The sequence below is a fragment of the Ruminococcus sp. genome (assembly GCF_017549005.1).
Classification (GTDB): Bacteria; Bacillota; Clostridia; order Oscillospirales; family Ruminococcaceae; genus Ruminococcus.
The window spans coordinates 32,768-52,955 of record NZ_JAFYYT010000056.1; the positions used below are offsets into that span (position 1 = coordinate 32,768).

Sequence of the window (20,188 nt, forward strand, 5' to 3'; positions counted from 1 at the left end):
GAAAAAACGGCGGATTAACTGTAATACACATATGGCAGTTTTACACGTTATATTGAGGGGGACCCTGAAAAAGGATCCCCCCGATATAAAGTATAAATTACCATATAAGTATCACGGTTATATCCGCCGTTTTTTTATTACTGTGAAACAAGGAGCTTTCTGAGTTCTACCTCGTCGTATATGTCTGTATTTCCGTCGCCGTTGAAGTCGAACTGCTCTGCGGCCTCCTTACTGCTGAAAGGCGAGCCTCCGAGAAGCATTTTTCTCAGCCTTACGAGCTGCGCTACCTTATACACCTTTGCAGGCTTGGTGCCGTCGGGCTCTGTACCGCCTATGAGCTTTCCGTCGGCATACACGCAGACGTTCTCGCAACGCTTTGCAAACTCAACGCCGCTGACAATATTGTCGTAATCCTCACCCTCCTCGGTGAGGTCTATCATGCCCTTCTTGCTCCAGTCGTTGGAGGAGTCCCACTTCTCGCCGTAGTAATTGCCGATTATCAGCTGATACTTCTTGTTTGAGTTGGCGATAGCGTAATCAGGCCACGATATCTCTATGTAGTATATATCGTCCTTGTACTGCTTCGGCTGTGAAAGCACTGCGGACTTGCCTGTTACCTCAGTCTCCACCTGGTCGTAGGTCTTCTGCAGAACGAAGCTTCCGGGGATAGTCTTGTTCTCGAACTCCTCAATGCTGAAATAGTAGCGTATGGATATATCGTCATGGGGCTCAAGAGAGTCCGTATTCACGAAGAATGTGAGCTTTGTAACGCCCGAGCCTGTCTTTTCGGGAGCGTCCGAGCAGTAGCCTGCCGCCCAGAAGTCATCACCCGAGAAAAGCTCGGTATCGTCAACCTTTTCAGCAGGCGGGAAGTCCTCCTCGGGCTTCATCGTCTTGTCGCCCTTGTAGAGGTAAAGTCCTGCCGCCGCGCCGACTATCGCCGCATTGTAGTCGATAGTTACCTCGTTGTAGACCCAGTCCTTTGTGACGTCGTTGTGCTCGTCCTCTTCATCGGGACCGCCTGCAAGGGCGCCGTAAAGTACATGCTTGTGCTCAGCAGGGTCCTCTGCCATTGTAAGTCCTGAAGCCGCGCGGTGGTGAGGGTACTTGACGCTGTTCTCGCCGTATCCGACAACATAGCTCCTGCCGAGAGGATTATCACCGATGATGTATTCCATTTGTCCGAGTGACCACTTTGTAAAGGCGTAGTCCTCGTTCTTGTCGTTGTATCTGTCCTTGCCCTTCTGATACTTGTCGTAAACGAGAGCCGTGAACTGCACCGCTGTATTGTATCTTGCACTTCCCCATGTATCGAGGTGGAAGTATCCTGCAGGCGTGAGCTTCTTGTTCATTACGGTATTGAGAGCCTTTGCCTGCATTTCCCAGAAGTCCAGCTTTTCATACTGTCCTCTTCCGATAGCCACGCGGACTTCCTCACATACCTCGGGATAGATGTCCTGTATACGGCCGAAGATAAGTCCCACGCCGTTCCACATATCGTTCCAGCAGAGAACGTATCCGGGAGGCGCATAGTAGTCTATGTACTTCTCGCAGGCTTCAAGGTAGGCGTGATCCTCTGTAATAAGGTAGAGCCAGCCGGCCGCAAAGCAGAAGTCGTCCTCCCACTTGCTTGATGTGTAGAAACTCATGGGCCCCTCGCCGGGAGGGCCTACTGCCTTGTCATTTTTGTTTGCAAAGTCAAAGAGAGCCTTTGAATAGTCAAGGCATTTCTCCGCATACTCGGGGTCGGTGTCCCTGAAGTTGTAATAGTTTATGGCAAGAGCCGCCGCGCTCTCGGAAACATCGTCCGTTGTTGGGAGTTCCGAAGTTGCAAAGAAAGCAGGGCGTCCCATAGCGTCTATCTCGGGAGACTGCCAGTAGGAGTGATCGACGCTTCCGTCGCCTACCTGATAGCAGAACGCAACAACATCGCCGTTTTCGTCGCGGAAAGTGCTTCTCATGAAGTAGTCGCAGAAATAGCGGCAGATAGTCTCGACATGAGCGTCCTGCCCCGTTTCCTTGTAGGCGTCGCGGAACTCGTAATAGCCCCATGACACAACAGAAGCCGCATAAGCCTCGGGAAGTCCGAACTTTACGTGGTCGCCTGCGTCGTGGAAGCCGCCTGACACGTCGATGAAGCCGTCGCCGTCAGGATCAAGGATATCCTTGTACTTCTTCATGAACGACTCTGGGAGATTGGTTCCCGTGTGATCGTCGTCTATGGAGTGCATAGGCACCTTTGAGTCGTAAACGTGGCAGTTTCCGCGCCATGAAAGGCGGTTGTTCTCGGAAACGTCCGTACCGCACATATTGGCGTCGTAAAAATAAAGGGTGTACTGCAAAAGCTTCGCCCAGTTGTTTTCGGTCTCGTTGTAATCCACAACATCTGGAGTCGCCGCTGCATACGCAGGCATTGCCGCCGCAGAAGCCGACAGCGCAGTAAAGCCTGCAACTGCAAATGCAGATAAGCGTTTTATAAATTTCATAAGCCGGTTCCTTTCCATAAAATAATCTGTCAACTACATTTTAACGCATATTTCGGGAAATGTCAACGCATAACTTGCGGATTTATGCAATATCAGCCTGCAAACGGTCATATCTGTTCCGCAAAAAACAAAAGGCGTTCCCTTTCGCATCGGAAACGCCTTTAACGCTTATGATCTACTCATTTATCACTGCATCAATATATTCTGCAAAACACATGGGAGAGTGCGCTGCTGAGCTCGAAATACTGCTGATTTATCTCGTGAGCTTCAACGTACTCTGCGATCTCCTCTCTGAGGTCGCGCGGAACCTCGTCTTCATCAATGAGAATGCTGTCGAGAGAATAATTGAAATCGCGGTCCATTGTGAAGATAAGAACTCCGCACTGGTCGCATTCTCTCTCTAAGATATGATTTACGAACTCCTTGCTGACAGGGAGATACAAGCAATCATAGTCGTCGTCGTACATATAGTGATTTCTGCCGGTTACCACATCATCATAAATTTCACCTAACATTGAAAATAACCTCATAAATAAGGACCCCCTTAAAAGAAATAAATTATGTACTTATAATACTACTATTTTCCGCGTTTGAAAATACCTTTTCATGAAAAGTCACATTTTGTTAATCATATTCGTGATACTATAGCAAAATCCACTTGACAAATTGTATAATTTGTTCATCTGCAATATGATGTTCAACAAACTTTTGTGGACAGAAATACGTGCTGTAGGCGTTTGCAGTCTGTTTAACATTGTGTATATTGTACTATGTGTAATATTTAGCAGATTTGACGAAGCCTGTCGAAAGGTTAAAAGCACGTTTCTGTTTCCAGGACTCAGAAACGTTTCTGTTATAGTTTAATCATAAAACGTTCAGATAATAACACTTGAAAGATTTCAGGAAATGTGATATAATTAAATCAATTAAATCCCGGATCAAAAAAGGGGGACGGTCTTTTTATGACATTATCAGGTTATTTATCGGAACACTGGGGATTATTGATGATCCTTACCGCAATAGGGCTCGTTCTGCATTCCGATATCCAATTGGAACGCAGGATAATATACAGGATCTCATTTACCACCGCAATGCTGTTTTTGTATTCGGTCTCCTGCTATACAGAGAGCTACCTTTCAGATCTGCCCTCATATTCCGTATTGAGACCTATACTATGCGCTGTGAACTACAGTCTTGTCACGTTCATTCTCGTTAGTGCGATAATGATAATGTATCCTTCGCAGAAGAAATATCTGCTTATCCCCGCAGTACTGAACGCCGCGCTATGCTTCATATCCATTCCTACAGGTATCGTATTCCGTATTTCAAGCGACAACCATTTCGGGCGCGGAACTCTTGGCTACCTCACGTATTTCATAGACGCCCTGTATCTTATCTACCTTATCATAACTATGTTCAGGACTCACAGGACCGAAAAAGAAGACTACAGTCTGATGATATTCATGTCTATCGCATCGGTATTCTGCCTGATAATGCCGCTTTTCATGGAGGAGACAGCTCATCATTGGTTCAATATCACTATTGCCATAGATATTCTTGTATACTATATTTTCCTGCTGCAGCAGTTCACCAAACGCGATCCGCTCACAAAGCTCCTCAACCGAAAGAGTTACTACACAGATTCAGAGAAGTATTTCGAGGGGATAACTGCTGTTGTAGCTATGGATATGGACGGGTTAAAGGAAATAAACGACAACAGCGGACATATTGCAGGTGATATCGCTCTGAAAGCTCTTGCCGACTGCTTTTCTGCAGCTGCAAACAAAGAACAGCGCGTATACCGTATCGGCGGCGACGAGTACGCCATACTGTGTATCGGTTCCTCAGAGGAAGGAGTAAAGTCGCTGGTGGAGAAAATCAAGCAGAATATCTCCCGTACCGAGTACTCATGTTCTGTCGGCTATGCGGTCAGAGATGACGGCAGCTCAATAGACGAGACTTACCACAGAGCTGACAGTATGCTGTATGCGGAAAAGAAGCTTTATTATGCTAAAAAAGGCAATATCAGGGATAAAAAGTGATCAGGGAGTTTTATGTGCCATAAAATATAAAAAACGAGGCAGAGCAGATTTGCTTTGCCTCGTTTTTATTGCTTATCATCTAATAATGACGAAAAAAGGACACTTTTGTATTCAGCAAAATAAATAAGCGTTTCCTCATATAGAAGAAACGCTTATTTACCGCTATCTGCGTGGAGCTGATGATCGGACTTGAACCGACGACCTACGCCTTACCAAGGCGTTGCGCTACCGACTGTGCCACATCAGCACCAACATTTAATATTATACATCAGCGGCAGCCAAAAGTCAATAGCGGCTTATATTATTTTTTATGTTAACTAAATATTTTCAAAAAAAATTTCAAAAAAGGCTTGACAAGCAAATCAAATTCTGATATAATATTAAAGCAGTCACGAAATGCTACAATGCGAGTGTGCTGGAATTGGCAGACAGGCACGTTTGAGGGGCGTGTGTCGACAGACGTATGGGTTCAAGTCCCATTACTCGCACCAGGCGCGGTTCAGGAAACTGAACCGCGTTTTTTATGCATAACAGAGCGTTTACCATGGGGTAAACGCTTATTTTGTTATATACGAATTGATTTTTTGTACGCACTATGCTATAATTAGTGTGAACTCAACAGCCGTCTTCAGGCGGTTATCGCACTTATGGACTGCTGAGAAGACATTATTGATATGATCGAATGGCAAATCAAGAAAAAGGAAGCTTCTTTATGATATACACAGTAACATTCAACCCTGCCATAGACTACGTGGTACGCGCTGACGGGATAAAGCTCGGAAGCGTCAACCGTACCGCATCGGAGGAGATTTACTTCGGAGGCAAGGGCATAAACGTTTCCGCGGTACTTGCGGAGCTGGGTGTAAAGTCAAAAGCGCTGGGCTTCACCGCAGGCTTTACGGGCGAAGCTATAGAAAACGGCGTAATGGATATGGGTATCGAAGCTGATTTCGTAAGGCTCCCGGAGGGTAATTCCCGGATAAATGTGAAGCTCAGAGCCGCAGAGGAGACCGAGATCAACGGACAGGGTCCCCACATCAGCGATGAAGCCCTTGCGGAGCTCTTCGCAAAGCTGGACAATATCCGCGGCGGCGACACCCTCATACTTGCAGGCAGCATTCCGAACAGCCTTCCCTCTGACATATACGAAAGGATACTTGAAAGGCTTTCGGGGCGCGATATCCGATTTGTTGCGGACGCAACAGGAAAGCTTCTGCTGAATGTGCTGAAATACCGTCCATTTCTTATAAAGCCCAACAATTTCGAGCTCGGTGAGCTTTTCGGAGCCGGGATACAAAACGACGGGGACATCATTAAATACGCTTCGGAACTGCAGAAAGCAGGCGCCCGTAACGTCCTTGTCTCAATGGCTGAAAAAGGAGCTCTTCTCCTTGACGAAACAGGAGATATCCACCGCTGCGGCGTATGCAGAGGCGAGCTGAAAAACTCAGTAGGCGCAGGAGATTCCATGCTTGCAGGCTTTATAGCAGGCATTGACAGCGGCGATTACGACTATGCTCTGAGACTAGGAACAGCCTGCGGCGGAGCTACCGCCTTTTCCGACGGACTTGCCGCAAAAAGCCTCATAGACGAACTTATGAAACAACTCTGAAAGGAACAGCCTATGGACAATAAATACCTCTCTCTCCTTGCAAAGGAGTACCCCACTATAGAAAGCGCCGCCAGTGAGATAATCAATCTTTCGGCTATACGAAGCCTGCCAAAGGGAACCGAATACTTTTTCAGCGATATCCACGGCGAGTACGAAGCCTTTCTGCATATGCTCAGGAGCGCTTCGGGCATGATAAAGATAAAGACCGACCTCGTCCTTGGAAAGACAGTTTCCGCCCGTGACCGCGAGGAGCTTGCGGAGCTCATATACTACCCTGAAAAGGAGATAACCCGTCTTACCAACAGCGGCGAGATGTCCGACGAATGGAAAAGGCTCAGCATATACAGGCTCATTCTCGTCTGCGAGACAGTTTCCGCGAAGTACACGCGCTCACGCATCAGGAAACGTATACCCGAGGATATGGTGTACATACTCGACGAGCTTCTCAACGTTACAGAGGACGTAAACAAGGACTACTACTATGACGAGATAATCAGCGCCATAATTAGCACAGGCATTGCCGAGACCTTTATAGTCTCCCTGTGCAAGCTGATACAGTCCGTCTGTATAGACAAGCTCCATATCATAGGAGATATATTCGACAGAGGTCCGAGAGCCGACATTATCCTCGACGAGCTCATGAAAATGCACGACGTTGACATACAGTGGGGCAACCACGATATCTCATGGATGGGAGCTGCCGCAGGAAATCCCGCCCTTATCGCCAATGTTATCCGTATAGCCATGAGGTACAACAACTTTGACGTTCTCGAGGACGGCTACGGTCTCAACCTGAGAGCTCTTGCAGTGTTCGCAGCCGAGACCTACGAAAATGACGACTGCAGGCTCTATATGCCAAACGCTCTCGACGACAATATCTACGACCCCGTCGACCTTGAACTTGCCGCGAAAATGCACAAGGCAATCGCCGTTATACAGATGAAGCTTGAAGGGCAGCTCATCGCCAAGCACCCCGAGTGGGAGATGACCGACCGCGACCTTTTCGGCAGGACTGACTTCATAAACGGAACTGTCACCGCAAACGGTAAGACATATGAGCTTCTCGACAAGAGCTTTCCTACCGTTGACCCGAAATCTCCGCTGACGCTGTCAGATGGCGAGGAAGAGCTGATGAAGGTGCTGAAAGCATCTTTCCGCCACAGTGAAAAGCTGCAAAGGCATATCCGCTTCATCTACGCAAAGGGAGCTATGTACAAGACCTGCAACAATAATCTGCTTTTCCACGGCTGCATACCAATGGACAGCAACGGCGAGCTGCAGAGCGTGAACATACAGGGCGTGAAGTACTCGGGAAAGGCTCTCCTGGACAAGCTGGGTGAGCTTGCAAATCAGGCTTATTTCAGCAGCGGCGAGGAAAAGGAGTACGCCAGCGATTTCATGTGGTATCTCTGGTGCGGAGCTATCTCCCCTCTCTACGGCAAGGACAAAATGGCGTTCTTCGAGCGCGGACTGCTTGCCGATAAGGAGCTCCATACCGAAAACTACAACGCATACTATACTTTTTCGGAAAGAGCAGAGGTCTGCAAGGCACTTCTGGAGCATTTCGGACTTGACCCCGAAAAAGGCCATATCATAAACGGACACGTTCCCGTCAAGATAAAGAACGGCGAGAGTCCCGTAAAGGCAGAGGGAAAGCTTTTCGTCATAGACGGCGGTATCTCAAAGGCTTATCAGGCGACAACCGGTATCGCCGGATATACGCTCATATACGACTCCCACAGCCTCAATCTTGCGGAGCACAAGCCCTTTGTGGCAGGCGAGAGCGGCAATACTCCCACTATCCACCTTGTGGAAAAGCTTGAGCACCGTGCAAATATTTCCGATACCGACAAGGGCGAGGAGATACTTGACAAGATAAACGATCTCCGTCAGCTCCTTGAAGCCTACAAGGCAGGCACTATAAAGTAAATACGGAAATACCGACAAAAAAGGGCGCACAGTGTGCGCCCTTTGATCATGCATTATGAATTACTCAAACTCATATTCGCCGTCGTAGTTCTTCTTGAACTCCTCGAACACCTTTCCGAGAAGCTCGTCATCGTTTACGGATACAAAGTCGTCCTCCTCGGGAGTTTCGCCCGGGATAACTTCGAGAATGACTACCTCGTCGTCCTCGTCGTCGAAGGGCAGAAGTACCGCATAGAGGTGCTCCTCATATTCAACTGTTCCGATTATCTCAAAGGAAACTTCATTTCCGTCATCGTCCGTAAGGGTGATGTAGTTTTCGATCTCCTCTTCTTCCTCGAGCTCGTCAAGCTCCTTTTCGTTCATATCGCTCATGGCAGTACCTCCGCAAAAATAATATATCTCATTTTAACACAGATCGCTGTAAATTGCAATAGCTTACGCTAATTTTTCACCACAAGGACGGTTTTTATGCCGTAAGCACGGAATATTTCAATGCATTGGCGGTCTATTGTCTCTCCGCTGACCGCTATGGGAACTGCAGGCGGACAGGGCACCTTCACGGAAGCGCATACTCTCCCCTCCGCCTCCTCCACAGGTATTTCCTCGGCAGGCGCAAAGGCGGCTTCGCAGATGGCGCAGGCCATCTGCGGGAGCTTCGGCTGAAAGTCCGGCTTTTTCCTTTCGTATCGTGAAGCTCCCGATACCGCGCTCTCAAGCGCGGTGCGAAGCCGCCCGAAGTCCCCCGCAGGCGAAAAGGCTGACATCAGCAGCACAAGAAGCTCCTCGTCGGCGTATTCACACTCAACGCCGTTATCGCGGAGACGCTCCGCAAGCTCTGCTCCGCTGAAGCCGCTTTCGGCGGCTTTTATTGTTATGTGGAATGGCTCGGACTCCGCAAAAACGAGCCTGCCCGAAAAGCTTTCCCTGAGTGCGGCTATGCACGGCAGAGCCGCACTGATATCGCTTCTTATACTGTCCGAAAGATAGCGGTTGCACAGGTCGAGGGAAGCCATTATCAGGTAAGACGGGCTTGTAGAGCCGAAAAGGCTCATAGCCTGTTTGAGCTTAGGCGCATATTCCTCACACGAGGTGTGGAGCAAAGCTGCTCCCGTAAGCGCAGGCAGCATTTTGTGCGCCGAATCGCAGCAGAGGTCTGCTCCGAGAGCTATGGGGTGCATACTTTTCTCAAAAAAGGCAAGGTGAGCGCCGTGAGCGTTGTCCACCAACAGTCTTGCCCCATATTTTTTGCATAGAGCTGCCAATGCGGCGATATCCGCCAGTCTGCCCGTGTAATCGGGTGAAGTTACATACAGACAGGCAGGCTCTGCCGAGGCGGCTAAAGCCTCCTCTGCGTCGGAGAGCAGTATCCTGCCCGAAAGTATGCCGCCGCTGTACTCGGGAAGTATCCACTGAACATCGAATCCCAGCAGAGCAGCCGCATTCAGAAAGGCGCGGTGAACGTTCCGCACGGCTATGATACGGCGCCTTTCCTGTTTCATAAGCGCAAGCATAGCCTGTATGCACAGGGTAGAGCCCCCTGCCGAAAAGACCGTTGCGGCAGTCCCGTACAGCCGCGCGGTATTCGCCTCACTCCGTGCAATTATCCCCTCGGCTTCAAAAAGGCTGTCCGCGCCCTTTATCTCCGTGATATCAAGGCTGTAAAGCTCCCCGAGCTCCTTCACGGGCGAAACGCCCTTATGCCCGGGCATATGCGCGCGCAGCCCTCCCGAAGCGGCATAGCTCCGCAGAAAGTCATATATAGGAGTTTCCATTATATCTCTCCTCAGATGTAGTATTGAAGTACTCTGAACATTTTTATCCGGGCGCGTGACATCAGCTGCGACACTGCCTGCGGAGTTATCCCCAGGGTTTCACCTATTGCCACCGTGTCCATGTCCTTGAAATAGTATAACATAATTATTTCCTTTTGTCTCGGGGTAAGCTCATTATTAATAACTTTTAACATTATTCGGTGGAGCTTCCTTGCAGGCTCGTCCTCGTCGTCGCAGCCGAGTATCTTACGTATGCCTTTGTCGGCAGCTCCCGTAAACGTATCGGAATAGGTGTTACGCTTCGACACTGTCGTTCCGCCTCCTCTGACATGAGGTAAGATGAACTATTATCTCCGTAAGCTCCAGTTGCTCCGTATAGAGCAAACGTATACGGCGGTCGAGGTCGAGCTGTTCGGCGCGGAGAGCTTCCCCCCTTTCATGAAGTGAATGCCGCATGGCAAGAAGCTCTTCGATTCGCTTTTTGACAAGAGTGCGGCTGTAGGTGTAGTTTCTGATAAGATCTGTCATGTTTTGCCCCCCTTATTAAAAAAAGAAGCACGAGCAGCATATTGCTGCGCCCTTGGTAAGATAGCTTAGTGAACTTATGTTCTATTCCTTGTAATTATATTATAGAACATTTGTTCTGAAATGTCAAGGTTTTTTTCAAATTTATTATCGTCCGCGGAAACATGACAGTTTGCTTATGTAAACAGAAAGGGCGGCAAAAGCCGCCCGATCAATCACTATTTTTCAATCACTCGTCGCTGTCCGTATCATCGGAAGGTTCTTCCGCTGCTTCATCGGTTTCCTCTCCGCTGTCAGCTTCGGCCTTATCGGTGATAACGTCGGATATCACCTGCTGGAGCTCTTCGTCGTCGTACTCAATATCCTCGGCTTCAAGGGCTTCTCCCACTGTTGCAGCTGCCGCAAGCGAAGCTACCTCAAGGTCCTCACGTATACCGTCGGAGCATGAGTTCAGCTTTGTCATATCAATGATACCCGCACAGGTGACGTCGTCGCCGCTGCCCTTTTTCGTCATGGAAGGCAGGAATTCCGCAAGCTGCGCCACTCCCTCCTCCATGCCGTTTTCAACGATAGTGAGGGCAAGTCCGCGGAAGAAGCAGAAAAGCTGTTCTTCGTTCCAGTAGGAGTTTTCCACGCCGTCCGAGCACAGGAATACAGCCGCAGGCATAAGTCCTTTCGGCAGATAGAAGAATCTTGCCGAGAGAGCCGCGTCGTCCTGACACATGGAAGTCGTAACGTTCTCATAGCACCGCGGATCTTCGGGAACAGGCGCAAAAACGTTGCTGTCGCCGTCAATGACCACGCATTTTCCGTCGCCTATCTGAGCTCCGAAAGCATAGTTATGAGTAACCACCGCAAAAAGCAGGGTAGTACCGTAAGCGCCTATATAGTCGCCCGCTTCGTATCTTGTGCGGTAATTTGCAAATTTCTCGGGGATACGGTCAAGCTCCTCCTCGGAGAATGGATCGTTCTTGAAATCCTGCTCGGTCTTGTCGTGCCAGCGTGCGATTATGCCTCTCCACAGCTGATTGAATAGCTGTTCGCGCTGACGCTCGTCTGCAAGGACTTCCTCTGCGTTTCCGAGCCCATCGAGGAACTCCCTTACGCAGTCCTCCGCACATTCCACAGCAAATCTTGAACCTCTGTCGGTACGGAGATAGCAGAGACTTCCGTGACCGTCCGCAGCCGCCGCAAATGAATACTTCTCGTTATCCGCACAGGCAGAGCTGTCCTGACAAACAATTCCTCGGTTCAGGTGTGAAGCGCCGATACTTGTCTGAGCAAAGGATAATAATCTCTGCATAACCTCACCTTACCAGTCGGATTCGTCCCAGTCTGCGGTATTTGCTTCGCTGAGAGCTTCGGTCGTCTGAGTTTTAACGTCCTCTGCAAGCTGCTTTGATATCTCAACAGGGTCTGTGTCGCTGTCTACAGTACTTGAATGGCTTGCGAAAACGCTTGTGATAACGCTTGCCTTTTCGATCATAAGGCGGAGCTGATCCTTGTTCTTTACGTCGAGGACAGTTTCCGAGCTTCCGGAGAAGCGTGCAAGAATGTCCTTGTCAGCGTCATCTCCGATAGCAAAGGCTATCTTTATTGAACGCTTGAACCAGTTGTTCTTTTTGAGGGCGTCAAGTCCGCTCTCCCAGTTATCAGTAGGACCGCCGTCGCTGAAAAGCAGTATAACAGGCGGATAGGCGCCTGCAGCAGTCTGAAGGAACTCATTCCTTGAGAGCTTCTTGTCAAGCTCCTTACAGGCAGCGCCCAGGTCGGTAACGCCGCAGGCTTCAAAGGTCTTGAAGCGGTATCCCTCAGGGGAAACGGGCTCGGGAGTTACCCATGAAGCACCTGTTGAGAACTCAAGAACTGCAATTTTGATCTCAGCGTCGTCGCTTTCGTCGCTTATCTCCTGAAGAGTCTGCATGACCTCCTCGAGAGCTGATTCTACCTGTCCTATTTTGCTGCCCTGCATACTTCCAGAAGTATCAATGACATAAAAAAGAGTCATGACCTTTCTGACAGCAGGAGCGTAATCGTCTAAACCTGGCATTACTATGACCTCCGTTCGCATATAGCTTGTAAGAGCGGTCAATAATAGTATAAACCGCCCGAAATATCGCGCAATGGCATAAAAACAGCATAAGTTCCCGATATTACGGAACTAATTATACATATTATAACATGAAACTTGCATTCGGTCAAGTAGTTTGTTAATTCAGATATAATAGCCCCTGCAGCATATACTTTCAGACGGATATTGGTCGTCCATTCTCATCTCTTAGATCCTGATCCAAAATTGACAAAAGCACCGTATTGATATATAATTGAAATAGTATCCGGCCGGATAAGGAGGCAGAGATCATGGAAAAACGTGAGATAAAAAGATATATATTCATAGCAGTCCTCGCAATAGCGGTCTGCGTTATCAGTCAGAACTTCTCAGTGCTGTCGAACTTCGTATCAGTAGTTATCGGAGCTCTCAGATCATTGGTGATAGGCTTTTTCATCGCCTATATATTCAATATCATCATGAACCGCTTTGAAAAGATATACTTCCCGAAAAGCAGCTCGAAGCTCGTGATGCGGACGCGCAGACCCGTCTGCATAGCCGCTACCTTTGCTATAGCCATAGCGATAATAGCCCTTATAATGTACATAGTCGTACCCGAGATAGGCAAGGCTTTCGGTGTGCTCTATGCTGAAATACCGCCCTCATTCACCAGTGCAAAGGACTTCATAACGGGCAAGCTCAAGGAATACCCCGAGATACAGCAGCAGATAAGCTCCCTTGAATTTGACTGGGCAAACATAGCCGAAAAGGCTTCAAAGATACTCACATCGGGACTTGCAGGCATATTAAGCTCTGCAATGGGCATAATAGGAGGGCTCACCTCTGCCGTTGCGAACCTTGTCCTCGGCGTGATATTCGCAATATATATGCTTCTCCGCAAGGATAAGCTCATACATGACGCAAACCGCATAAGACGTGCATATTTCAGCGACGACTTCAACAAAAAGAGTTCTGTTGTGCTGAAAACCGCCAATACCACGTTCCAGAGCTTCTTTGTGGGACAGTTCGTTGAAGCTATCATACTCGGCTCGCTCTGTTTCATAGGCATGAAGCTGCTGAGACTGCCATATGCGGCTATGTCGGGAACTCTCGTGGGAGTTACCGCATTTATCCCCATAGTCGGAGCTTTTCTCGGCGCAGGCATAAGCGCATTCATAATCCTCACCGTTGACCCTATGCAGGCGCTGATATTCATAATCTTCCTCATCATACTCCAGCAGCTTGAGGGCAACATAATCTACCCGAGAGTAGTGGGCGGCAGCGTGGGACTTCCCAGTATATGGACGCTTGCAGCCGTTACCATAGGCGGCGGACTTTTCGGCGTACTCGGCATGATACTCGGAGTTCCGCTGACAGCTACTCTGTATAAGCTAAGCTTCCGCGTACTTGAAGCCAGGGAAGCCTCGGAAGGCATAGCTCCTCCCGAAACGGACAGCGAAAAGCCTGTCAGAAACAAACCTGCAAAGCCGAAGAAGCCTAAAAAAGCAAATAGAAAGCAGTGAGTAATAATTAACGATTAGTTTGTAGGAGACGGCGTCCTCGACGTTCCGTTGGCAAACAAAAAAGCACAAATGAACGCTCGTATGGGCGGATATTATCCGCCCATACGAAGTTCTATCTAATGCACAAATCGCTCAAACAATTTCACAACATTTTGATACGCGGCTGTTTTTATGCCGCGAAAATCTTCTATTTACCGTAAGACAAAAAACAATATTTCTCAGCGGGGTACGGACTTTGTAATCTGATAAAACGAAATCCCCGCTTTTTTAGTTTTCTGCGTGCAACTTCCGGTTTGACAATCTCGGAGCAAAGTGGTAAGATTACTATAGATATTAAAATTTAAAGGAGTAATGTGTTATGGTCAATTCATGGGCTAAGGAATGGGACGGCTTCACAGAAGGCCGCTGGAGCAGCAGTTCCATAAACGTCAGAGACTTCATCAAAAAGAATTACACTCCTTATGAGGGCGACGAGAGCTTTCTCGCAGGACCAACGGACGCCACAAAGAAGCTGTGGGAACAGGTCATGGAGCTTTCCCGTCAGGAGCGCGAAGCCGGCGGAGTCCTCGACATGGACACAAAGATCATATCAACAATAACTTCACACGGTGCAGGATACCTCAATAAAGACCTGGAGCAGATAGTCGGTCTCCAGACGGACAAGCCGTTCAAGCGTGCATTGCAGCCCTTCGGCGGTATCCGTATGGCTCAGCAGGCCTGCAAGGAGTACGGCTACGAGGTAGATCCCGAAGTCGTGGACATATTCACGAAGTACAGAAAAACTCACAATCAGGGCGTATTCGACGCATACACTCCCGAGATGAGACTTGCCCGTCACTCAGCGATACTCACAGGACTTCCCGACGCATACGGCAGAGGCCGTATCATCGGCGATTACCGCCGCGTGGCTCTTTACGGCGTGGACAGGCTCATAGAGGACAAGAAGCACCAGATCGACACTTCACTGGTGAGAATGACTTCCAAGAATATCCGTCTCCGTGAAGAGCTTGCAGAGCAGGTTCGCGCTCTCCAAGACCTCAAGAAGCTTGGCGAGATTTACGGCTTTGACATCTCAAAGCCTGCAGCTAATGCTAAGGAAGCCGTTCAGTGGCTATACTTCGGCTATCTTGCAGCTGTCAAGGAGCAGAACGGCGCGGCTATGTCATTAGGACGTACTTCAACTTTCCTTGATATATTCATTCAGCGTGACCTTGACCGCGGAGTACTCACCGAGGAAAAGGCTCAGGAGCTCATCGACCACTTCATCATGAAGCTCCGCATAGTAAAGTTCGCACGTACTCCCGAGTACAACGAGTTATTTTCTGGTGACCCCACATGGATAACCGAGTCTATAGGCGGCGTTGACGTTGACGGTCACCACCTTGTTACCAAGAACAGCTTCCGTTACCTCCACACACTGGAAAATCTCGGAACAGCTCCCGAGCCGAATATGACCATACTCTGGTCAACGAAGCTCCCGAGGAAGTTCAAGGAGTACTGCGCAAAGATGTCCATAAAAACATCTTCTATCCAGTATGAGAACGACGATATGATGAGAGTTGTTCACGGGGACGACTACGCTATCGCCTGCTGTGTATCCTCAATGGTAGTGGGCAAGGAAATGCAGTTTTTCGGTGCAAGAGCCAATCTTGCGAAGTGCCTGCTCTACGCCATAAACGGCGGCGTTGACGAGCGTCTCGGCTTACAGGTAGGACCGAAATTCCGCCCTGTTGACAGCGAGTATCTCGACTTCGACGACGTATGGGAAAAGTATATGGATATGATGGAGTGGCTGGCAGGACTGTACGTCAACACTCTAAATGTTATCCACTATATGCACGACAAGTACAGCTATGAGAGGCTTCAGATGGCGCTCCACGACCGCGATGTAAAGCGCTATTTCGCAACAGGTATCGCAGGACTTTCCGTCGTTGCTGATTCACTTTCAGCTATCAAGTACGCAAAGGTAAAGCCTGTACGTAAAGACATCGAAATAAAGGACAAGGCAGGCAACGTCACAAGCGTTGCAAAGAACGTTGTAGTTGACTACGAAATAGAGGGCGACTTCCCGAAATACGGCAACAACGACGACCGTGTCGACCAGATAGCAGTAACTGTAGTCCGCAAGTTCATGGACTGCATCAGAAAGCACCACACCTACCGCGACAGCGTTCCCACAATGTCTATCCTGACTATCACTTCCAACGTTGTATACGGCAAGAAAACAGGAAATACTCCCGACGGCAGAAAGCAGGGAGTTCCGCTGGCACCGGGAGCTAACCCCATGCACGGCAGAGACACTCACGGCGCTGTAGCTTCACTTTCTTCAGTTGCCAAGCTGCCTTTCAGACACGCACAGGACGGTATCTCCAACACCTTCTCCATAGTTCCTGACGCACTCGGCAAGGACATGGAAGTATTCGCAGGAGACCTCGACCTTGACAAGCTCAGAGGAGAATAATATGGCAGCACCCGAAAATAAAAACGCCCCTGCGGAGCTTGCTGACCTTATAGATCAGCTCATGTCCCAGGGCAGCGGTCATGTGAATATAGTCTCGGAAAACGGCGCAGAGCTGAAAGTCGATACCGTAAAAAGCACAGATATATGCGGCAAAAAAGGTGCCTGCTGTCAGCCCACCGAAAGCGCTGTTGACGAGGAAGAAGATTTTTGATTCACAACGCATTGATGATACAGAAAAGGAGAAGAAATATGGATAACCAGAAACAGGTAGATAACCTCATAGAATTACTTGACGGCTACGTTGAAAAGGGCGGACACCACCTCAACGTAAACGTTTTCACCCGCGAAACTCTCCTTGACGCGCAGGCTCACCCCGAGAAGTACCCCCAGCTCACCGTAAGAGTTTCGGGCTACGCGGTAAACTTCGTAAAGCTGACAAAGGAACAGCAGGACGACGTTATTTCCCGTACATTCCATTCAAATCTGTAAAAATAAGGCTGTACCTTCAAGGTACAGCCTTTCTTTTACTGCTCAAAGCGTATTATAATCTCCTACAAGATAGCCCTGTATCCAACGTGCGTCCAGTGAAGTAATACCGGTTCCCGGCTGATAAACATCGCCGTTTATAACGCCCTGCTTGGTTATATGGTTTTCATCGGTGCCGCCGATACCGTATTTGTCAGGATTTGCAAGAGCCTGCATGATACGGACAGCGTCGCCCATTTCGACCTTGCCGTTGCAGTTGGCGTCGCCGGGTGTACGCTCGTCATAGCTGACGGGGATATCATCAACGTCGATCTCAAGCATTGACTCGTCGAACTCCTTATCAGGGTCAAGTCTCATGAATTTGAGACCGTAATCGCTGGCATACTTTTCGGCTGTAGAGTCCTTGTAGCCGAAAATAATTGTCTTGTTATTTCCTCTTATGGAGCTCGGCTCCAGGTAGCAGTCAGGATTGAGAACTGCGACCCTTAAACCGTCGACCTCGTCACGATATGTAGAGTTGATAGCCATTCTTTCCACGTATTCAACGCTTTCGGGAAGGACCATTCTTTTCAGCTCATCGGAAAAGATCGCATAGGAACTGATAGTTTTCAGGCTGCATTCTTCCTTGAAAGTTATCTTTTTCAGGTACTGACAGCCGTAAAACGTGTACATATTGATCTTTTCAAGCTTTTCGCCGATGACCGCCTCTTCAAGGGCAGGGAACGAATAAAACGAGCCGTCCCATACAGTTCTGACATTCTTTCCTATCTGAACTTTCTTTACATTTGGGTTGTTCTTGTTACTGCCGACATAATTGCTGACTGCAACAACTGGGACTCCGTCGATGTCGTCGGGAATTACCAGCTCTTCACCGTCGCCCATTCTGACATCGAAAACCTCATAGCCGTCGTCCGCCTTGCACCAGTACATATTGTCGTTCCTGAATATTTCACGGCTTTTCTGCTTTGTCGGGTCGAGCTTCTTTTCGTAATCGCCGCTTTCGTACTGCTCGGGAGTGCAATATCTTATGCCGTTCTCCTCTGCGAAGGACTGTGCGGCAGAACCCTCAGAGCAGACGATTATGAAGCTGGTCCAGTCGCTGAGATTTTCTCTCAGACTGCAATTGGGATTCTTGATTATGATAGCCGTGTCCTCTTCCTTCGGCTCGTCATCGCTCTTATATGCAGATATCGGGCAGCCGTTGAGAGTTCCTACGCTTGCAGGGATCTCCAGGCTGCTTATGTTCTTATCATAGAACGCATTGCAGCCCACAGTCTTCAGCCTGTCCCCCAGCTTGATATTCCTGAGAGCCTCGCACTTATGGAATGCATTTTCACCGATAAACTCGAGACCTCTGCCGAAGCTTATCTCCGATATGGATGTACAGCCCTCGAAAGCGGATTCGTCTATCTTCACAAGGCTGTCCGGGAACTGCACGGAAGTCAGACCCGAACATAGTGCGAAAGCGTTTCTGCCAATGGTCGTGAGCTTTCTGTTGAACATGATCTTTTCCATGTTTTCACAGCGATAAAAAGCGCCGCTGCCGATAAACAGAAGCTCCTCGGGGAGCTCTATGCTCCTCAGCTCGGTACAGCCCTCAAAGGCGTAGCTTCCGATAGTTTTTATGTTCCGTCCGAAGGTTACGTTCTCGACTTTAGTGCCGTATATAGCGGTTCCGTTAATTTCTGTAACGGGAACGTTCTTTATCGTGTCGGGAATAGTGATGTCAAATTTCTCTGTTTTTTCGCGGTATTCAGCGGTCAGCGACCTTACAGCCGCATGATCCTGGTAAACGTCGTATATTATTCCGAATTGTGTGAAGCTTTCGATCTTTGTAAATTCATCTGTTTCAACGGTTATGCACGAAACATGGTTTACGGCATAAGCCGGCAGTGCAGCTGTGGGAAATGCTCCGCCGACGAGGAGCGCAGCCGTGACCGCTGCCATAATTTTAGATTTTTTCATGTTACAGTCCTCCTTTTATTAAATCTTAACCCCGATAAGACTGTCTCAGCTTAAATTATAACACAATTCACACAAAATCGCAATACTGCTTTCCGACAATTCACAGATTATTAACTTTTTGTTAACAGCCTTCGGATCAGAATTAAGAGCTAAGATTTAAGACCTAAGAGCTAAGAACTAAGAGCAAAGCTTAGGTGCACAGATAGAGCCACATTGTCTAACAACCTGCACATTTTCCAACGTGCATTTTTGTGCAAAATATAGAATTGCAGAATTATTTTTTTCTTATTAAACGGTTTTCCGTTTAATAAAGGCTGATTTCAGCCCCTTTACAGAAGGGCGTTTTTACTCATAGCAAAAACGGGCGCCCTTTGTGGCGCCCGTGCACTAATCACTAATTTCCTGCCAATAATCACTGCCCAAACAGTCAACGCGAGGAATTATCCGCATAGATACCGAGGATAATTGAAGCGTCCACTGCGTCAACTATCTCGTCGCTGTTCATATCAGCGCGGGCGTGCTTGTACTGGTCGAGTCTTCCTGACTTTCCCGAAGACATCGCCGCATACTCCTGCAAAACCATAGCAGCGTCCACCGCGTCTATGACGCCGTCGTCGTTGAGCTCACCGTGCTTTTCGGGAAGGTAGGCATAGCTGTACTCGCTTAAAGAGCTCATAAAGAGCTGCGTCCAGTAGAACGTCCCCTCATAGTTTGCACAGCCAACGCCGATATATCTGTAATTCGGGTTAAGAATGCTGTTGCGGTGGTCTGTGGAGTTCATCCACCCGTTCATAACGCTTTGAGGATCAGGAGAGCCCTTTGCGATATTTTCCGCGATATTTGACCATTTGAGTCCCTGCTCGTCGAAGACATCGAGTCCCGCCTTGCCGTTCCTGCGCTGATGGCTCCAGTAGGTAGTAGTCTCGTTAACGCGGATAACCGCGCATTTACTGAGCCTCGGGAACATTTTCAGCTCGACAAGTCCTCTGCTGCGTCTTTCCTTATTGACAAGCTTTATAACGCTGTCCGAATACATAACTAACTGATGCTCGCTGACAGCCTGCTTGTTTGTCTCTGTTATGACTGTATTACCGACTGAAGCTGCAAAGGTGGCAGGAGCTGTTATAAAAGCTGCTGTAAGAACCACCGAACCAATTAATGCTGCAATTTTTTTCATAGTAATGCCTCCTTTTTGCCCCTTTTACGTGACATAACAGTCAGACGCGGAGCTTCCAGAAAATACACGCTTAACAATACCATGACTAAAATCATATCCCAATCCAATTATAGCACAGTTCACTATGCAAGTCAACAATTTACAGATATTATTGTCGGCA

General features: G+C 48.5%; 17 protein-coding genes and 2 tRNA genes. 8 read left to right on the top strand and 11 right to left on the bottom strand.

From position 1 onward, the window contains the following. Nucleotides 1-137: 137 nt before the first annotated feature. Together IKW96_RS14155 and IKW96_RS14160 are read right to left on the bottom strand one after the other, a co-directional pair. Nucleotides 138-2,486 (bottom strand): glycoside hydrolase family 9 protein, encoded by a 2,349-nt coding sequence (locus tag IKW96_RS14155; protein WP_296576374.1) that lies wholly within the window; start codon nt 2,484-2,486, stop codon nt 138-140. Between the two features lie 194 nt (nt 2,487-2,680). Continuing rightward, complete coding sequence (locus IKW96_RS14160; RefSeq protein ID WP_296576376.1) at nt 2,681-3,001, bottom strand: hypothetical protein; 321 nt, start codon at nt 2,999-3,001, stop codon at nt 2,681-2,683. 489 nt (nt 3,002-3,490) lie between these two features. Here IKW96_RS14160 and IKW96_RS14165 point away from each other — a divergent pair, with 489 nt between their 5' ends. Then, nucleotides 3,491-4,528, top strand: a complete 1,038-nt coding sequence (locus IKW96_RS14165) for a GGDEF domain-containing protein (protein ID WP_296576379.1) — start codon at nt 3,491-3,493, stop codon at nt 4,526-4,528. Nucleotides 4,529-4,699: 171 nt separating this feature from the next. On the opposite strand, the gene IKW96_RS14170 is transcribed toward IKW96_RS14165, so the two are convergent. Next, nucleotides 4,700-4,775, bottom strand: a tRNA-Thr gene (locus IKW96_RS14170). A gap of 159 nt (nt 4,776-4,934) precedes the next feature. Between IKW96_RS14170 and IKW96_RS14175 the strand changes: the two genes are divergently transcribed. The 3 genes from IKW96_RS14175 (at nt 4,935) to IKW96_RS14185 (ending at nt 8,069) form a co-directional block, all read left to right on the top strand. Next, nucleotides 4,935-5,019, top strand: a tRNA-Leu gene (locus tag IKW96_RS14175). A 221-nt stretch (nt 5,020-5,240) separates the two neighbouring features. Further along, nucleotides 5,241-6,140, top strand: coding sequence for a 1-phosphofructokinase (gene pfkB / locus IKW96_RS14180; protein ID WP_296576381.1), 900 nt, complete (start codon nt 5,241-5,243; stop codon nt 6,138-6,140). Nucleotides 6,141-6,152: 12 nt separating this feature from the next. Next, nucleotides 6,153-8,069: a fructose-1,6-bisphosphatase gene (locus IKW96_RS14185; RefSeq protein ID WP_296576382.1), complete on the top strand. Its 1,917-nt coding sequence runs from the start codon at nt 6,153-6,155 to the stop codon at nt 8,067-8,069. A gap of 60 nt (nt 8,070-8,129) precedes the next feature. Here the strand turns inward: IKW96_RS14185 and IKW96_RS14190 are convergent, their stop codons facing one another. The 6 genes from IKW96_RS14190 to IKW96_RS14215 all read right to left on the bottom strand — a co-directional run bounded on the left by IKW96_RS14190 (nt 8,130) and on the right by IKW96_RS14215 (nt 12,416). Further along, nucleotides 8,130-8,441: a DUF1292 domain-containing protein gene (locus IKW96_RS14190; protein ID WP_296576385.1), complete on the bottom strand. Its 312-nt coding sequence runs from the start codon at nt 8,439-8,441 to the stop codon at nt 8,130-8,132. Between the two features lie 68 nt (nt 8,442-8,509). Then, nucleotides 8,510-9,841 (bottom strand): aminotransferase class I/II-fold pyridoxal phosphate-dependent enzyme, encoded by a 1,332-nt coding sequence (locus IKW96_RS14195; protein ID WP_296576389.1) that lies wholly within the window; start codon nt 9,839-9,841, stop codon nt 8,510-8,512. 11 nt (nt 9,842-9,852) lie between these two features. Next, entirely contained in the window at nt 9,853-10,149 is a 297-nt protein-coding gene (locus IKW96_RS14200) for a sigma-70 family RNA polymerase sigma factor (protein ID WP_296576392.1), read from the bottom strand. After that, nucleotides 10,136-10,369, bottom strand: coding sequence for a hypothetical protein (locus IKW96_RS14205; RefSeq protein WP_296576396.1), 234 nt, complete (start codon nt 10,367-10,369; stop codon nt 10,136-10,138). The genes IKW96_RS14200 and IKW96_RS14205 overlap by 14 nt, the downstream gene beginning before the upstream one ends. Before the next feature lie 226 nt (nt 10,370-10,595). Continuing rightward, nucleotides 10,596-11,669, bottom strand: coding sequence for a PP2C family serine/threonine-protein phosphatase (locus tag IKW96_RS14210; protein ID WP_296576399.1), 1,074 nt, complete (start codon nt 11,667-11,669; stop codon nt 10,596-10,598). Between the two features lie 9 nt (nt 11,670-11,678). Then, nucleotides 11,679-12,416 carry a VWA domain-containing protein gene (locus tag IKW96_RS14215; protein ID WP_296576402.1) on the bottom strand — a complete coding sequence of 246 codons (738 nt, stop codon included), beginning with the start codon at nt 12,414-12,416 and terminating at the stop codon, nt 11,679-11,681. A gap of 311 nt (nt 12,417-12,727) precedes the next feature. On the opposite strand from IKW96_RS14215, the gene IKW96_RS14220 reads away from it, so the two are divergent. The 4 genes from IKW96_RS14220 to grcA3 all read left to right on the top strand — a co-directional run bounded on the left by IKW96_RS14220 (nt 12,728) and on the right by grcA3 (nt 16,889). Further along, nucleotides 12,728-13,939, top strand: coding sequence for an AI-2E family transporter (locus IKW96_RS14220; RefSeq protein WP_296576405.1), 1,212 nt, complete (start codon nt 12,728-12,730; stop codon nt 13,937-13,939). A 358-nt stretch (nt 13,940-14,297) separates the two neighbouring features. Further along, nucleotides 14,298-16,400, top strand: coding sequence for a formate C-acetyltransferase (gene pflB, locus IKW96_RS14225; RefSeq protein ID WP_296576407.1), 2,103 nt, complete (start codon nt 14,298-14,300; stop codon nt 16,398-16,400). A gap of 1 nt (nt 16,401) precedes the next feature. Beyond that, nucleotides 16,402-16,611: a hypothetical protein gene (locus tag IKW96_RS14230; protein WP_296576409.1), complete on the top strand. Its 210-nt coding sequence runs from the start codon at nt 16,402-16,404 to the stop codon at nt 16,609-16,611. A gap of 38 nt (nt 16,612-16,649) precedes the next feature. Then, nucleotides 16,650-16,889: an autonomous glycyl radical cofactor GrcA3 gene (grcA3, locus tag IKW96_RS14235; protein ID WP_173450509.1), complete on the top strand. Its 240-nt coding sequence runs from the start codon at nt 16,650-16,652 to the stop codon at nt 16,887-16,889. A 42-nt stretch (nt 16,890-16,931) separates the two neighbouring features. Here grcA3 and IKW96_RS14240 read toward each other — a convergent pair whose 3' ends face one another. Beyond that, nucleotides 16,932-18,851: a leucine-rich repeat protein gene (locus IKW96_RS14240; protein ID WP_296576411.1), complete on the bottom strand. Its 1,920-nt coding sequence runs from the start codon at nt 18,849-18,851 to the stop codon at nt 16,932-16,934. Between the two features lie 427 nt (nt 18,852-19,278). Continuing rightward, nucleotides 19,279-20,028 (bottom strand): CAP domain-containing protein, encoded by a 750-nt coding sequence (locus IKW96_RS14245; RefSeq protein WP_296576414.1) that lies wholly within the window; start codon nt 20,026-20,028, stop codon nt 19,279-19,281. Nucleotides 20,029-20,188 lie beyond the last annotated feature (160 nt).

What these genes read in the sequence shown, in the direction of transcription:
- IKW96_RS14155 (WP_296576374.1), bottom strand. Translation starts at nt 2,486, where the DNA reads ATGAAATTTATAAAACGCTTATCTGCATTTGCAGTTGCAGGCTTTACT.
- IKW96_RS14160 (WP_296576376.1), bottom strand. Translation starts at nt 3,001, where the DNA reads ATGTTAGGTGAAATTTATGATGATGTGGTAACCGGCAGAAATCACTAT.
- IKW96_RS14165 (WP_296576379.1), top strand. Translation starts at nt 3,491, where the DNA reads ATGATCCTTACCGCAATAGGGCTCGTTCTGCATTCCGATATCCAATTG.
- pfkB (WP_296576381.1), top strand. Translation starts at nt 5,241, where the DNA reads ATGATATACACAGTAACATTCAACCCTGCCATAGACTACGTGGTACGC.
- IKW96_RS14185 (WP_296576382.1), top strand. Translation starts at nt 6,153, where the DNA reads ATGGACAATAAATACCTCTCTCTCCTTGCAAAGGAGTACCCCACTATA.
- IKW96_RS14190 (WP_296576385.1), bottom strand. Translation starts at nt 8,441, where the DNA reads ATGAGCGATATGAACGAAAAGGAGCTTGACGAGCTCGAGGAAGAAGAG.
- IKW96_RS14195 (WP_296576389.1), bottom strand. Translation starts at nt 9,841, where the DNA reads ATGGAAACTCCTATATATGACTTTCTGCGGAGCTATGCCGCTTCGGGA.
- IKW96_RS14205 (WP_296576396.1), bottom strand. Translation starts at nt 10,369, where the DNA reads ATGACAGATCTTATCAGAAACTACACCTACAGCCGCACTCTTGTCAAA.
- IKW96_RS14210 (WP_296576399.1), bottom strand. Translation starts at nt 11,669, where the DNA reads ATGCAGAGATTATTATCCTTTGCTCAGACAAGTATCGGCGCTTCACAC.
- IKW96_RS14215 (WP_296576402.1), bottom strand. Translation starts at nt 12,416, where the DNA reads ATGCCAGGTTTAGACGATTACGCTCCTGCTGTCAGAAAGGTCATGACT.
- IKW96_RS14220 (WP_296576405.1), top strand. Translation starts at nt 12,728, where the DNA reads ATGGAAAAACGTGAGATAAAAAGATATATATTCATAGCAGTCCTCGCA.
- pflB (WP_296576407.1), top strand. Translation starts at nt 14,298, where the DNA reads ATGGTCAATTCATGGGCTAAGGAATGGGACGGCTTCACAGAAGGCCGC.
- IKW96_RS14230 (WP_296576409.1), top strand. Translation starts at nt 16,402, where the DNA reads ATGGCAGCACCCGAAAATAAAAACGCCCCTGCGGAGCTTGCTGACCTT.
- grcA3 (WP_173450509.1), top strand. Translation starts at nt 16,650, where the DNA reads ATGGATAACCAGAAACAGGTAGATAACCTCATAGAATTACTTGACGGC.
- IKW96_RS14240 (WP_296576411.1), bottom strand. Translation starts at nt 18,851, where the DNA reads ATGAAAAAATCTAAAATTATGGCAGCGGTCACGGCTGCGCTCCTCGTC.
- IKW96_RS14245 (WP_296576414.1), bottom strand. Translation starts at nt 20,028, where the DNA reads ATGAAAAAAATTGCAGCATTAATTGGTTCGGTGGTTCTTACAGCAGCT.